The sequence below is a fragment of the Cognatazoarcus halotolerans genome (assembly GCF_009800965.1).
Classification (GTDB): Bacteria; Pseudomonadota; Gammaproteobacteria; order Burkholderiales; family Rhodocyclaceae; genus Cognatazoarcus; species Cognatazoarcus halotolerans.
The window spans coordinates 1-430 of the sequence record NZ_WUAF01000065.1 but is presented as its reverse complement, the minus strand read 5'-3'; the positions used below and the strand labels follow the sequence as shown (position 1 = coordinate 430).

Below are 430 nucleotides of genomic sequence, written 5' to 3'. Positions count from 1 at the left end.
CACCATGGAAATGTTGGGCAAGGTGAGGAGGCTGTTCCTGCGGGATGGCCTGAAGGTTTCGGAGATTTCTCGGCGGACGGGCCTGTCGCGAAACACCATCAAGAAGTGGCTGAGGGAGGACGGTCCGGTCGAGCCGCGCTACCGGCGCGAATCGCGGCCGGGCAAGCTTGCACCGTTTCACCCCTACCTGCTGCAAGCACTCGAAGCGGATGCGGGGCGTCCGAAACGCGAGCGCCGGACGGCAAAGGCACTACTCGTCGAGCTGAAATCACAAGGCTATGTCGGCGGCTATTCGATCCTGAACGACTTCATCCGCGGTTGGCGCGATCAGAAGTCGGCGAACGCGCCGACACGCGCCTTCGTGCCGCTGAAGTTCGAACTGGGCGAAGCCTTCCAGTTCGACTGGAGCGAGGAGCGGCTGGTGATCGGC

1 pseudogene is annotated in these 430 nt (G+C 63.0%); it reads left to right on the top strand.

Going from position 1 to position 430, the window contains the following annotated elements:
- Positions 1-4: 4 nt before the first annotated feature.
- Positions 5-430: pseudogene (locus tag GQB03_RS22675) on the top strand (helix-turn-helix domain-containing protein); the annotation flags it as partial.